Source organism: Roseburia sp. 1XD42-69, from assembly GCF_003612565.1.
Taxonomy (GTDB): Bacteria; Bacillota; Clostridia; order Lachnospirales; family Lachnospiraceae; genus Roseburia_B.
This window is the reverse complement of sequence record NZ_RAZG01000212.1, coordinates 1-1,361: the sequence shown is the minus strand read 5'-3', so window position 1 is coordinate 1,361 and position 1,361 is coordinate 1. Positions and strand designations below refer to the sequence as shown.

Below are 1,361 nucleotides of genomic sequence, written 5' to 3'. Positions count from 1 at the left end.
GAGTACAAAACCTAAGTTGGCTTTTTAGAGAGCTTTATTTTATTTTTATATTTCTTCGTGAAACAGCCCTATGGTGTTCGTATGTCTGGCATTATTCCCACAATCACACATTTTATAGTGTTTAACCTTATTAGTTATCTTATTCCCTGTTTATATTATACTCAAAATTTTATTTATTACAAGGATTGTATATAAATATTCTGCAGTTAAAATAAGAGTATGAAAAATCAAAAATGCAATTTGAAGCATGAAACAAAGAAAGAGAGGTAGAATCAGTATGAAAAAAGTCTATGAAACTGGCAGCATATCAACTCTGCATGAGATGAACTCATTCTTTGTAATGATTCGTGGGTTGTTCCCTGTAATTGATGCATTTATCAATACACACGAGATGGTTAATAGTTCCATTGTCGAAAATGAGTGTTATTCTATCAGATTCGGAACAAAGAAAACAGTATTGTATTTGAAACAATCATAAGAATAAACAAATTTTCGGATAAAATATTAAGGAAAAGAGGTAACAAGCCAATGAACACAATCGACAGAAATTTTTTATTCAACCACGGATTTACAGAGGATACCGACAAAAAGGTATTATCAGAGTTATTCACCAAACATAGCAAATTCAGAGAGGTTAATATTTCAGTTAATCTCACAGAACCTTGTATGCTGCTGGCACGTAGCAAAGAGAAGAATGTAAGCGTAGAAATAAATTCCATTCAAGAGAATCGCTTGATTTTGAAAAGAAAACGAAGCAGAGAAAAGTTTGATACTGTTATCATGAATATCCTTATGGATGAAATTAATGGTTGTTTAGTAAAAGATTATGGTAATGGGTTATTTGAGTTTGAATTTGAAGTATGGGATTTTAGGTATTCGCTTCATATAGCGGTCTAAAGTACATAAAACGAGTATTAAATTTAGAAGTTGAATTAAAATTAAATAGAGATAAGTAAAGCAATCTTGAATCTGGGAGGGATTTGAGATTGCTTTTTTGGTTGAATGAAGTACGCAAGGATTTCTCAAAAGCAGAAAGAATTGATTATGCAAGGCGGTTAGAAAGAATTGAAAGTTTGAAAGCTGAAAAGAGAAAGGCTGCTACTCAATTTGGTGGTCATGGAAATATTTCCACTACCACAGGTACAACCAGAGATACAGTTGCATCCAAACTTGGTATTGGTTCTGGCAAACAGTATGAGAAAGAAAAATTCATCTCTGAAAACCGCTCTACCCTCACACCAGAGGATTTTGCAGATTGGGATGAGGGGAAGCTGTCAACGAATAAGGTTTAACTTTCCGGAGAACAGCTTGAAACTATTGTTTTTACTGGTTTTAGATGTTGTTATATGGCTTATATATGC

The 1,361-nt window shown here is 33.0% G+C and carries 2 protein-coding genes; both read left to right on the top strand.

Translation table 11 applies throughout. The annotated features are described in order from the left end of the window. Positions 1-528 precede the first annotated feature (528 nt). Entirely contained in the window at positions 529-897 is a 369-nt protein-coding gene (locus D7Y06_RS25155) for a hypothetical protein (protein ID WP_120410196.1), read from the top strand. A gap of 89 nt (positions 898-986) precedes the next feature. Further along, positions 987-1,292, top strand: a complete 306-nt coding sequence (locus D7Y06_RS25150) for a hypothetical protein (protein WP_120410195.1) — start codon at positions 987-989, stop codon at positions 1,290-1,292. Positions 1,293-1,361: the final 69 nt, after the last annotated feature.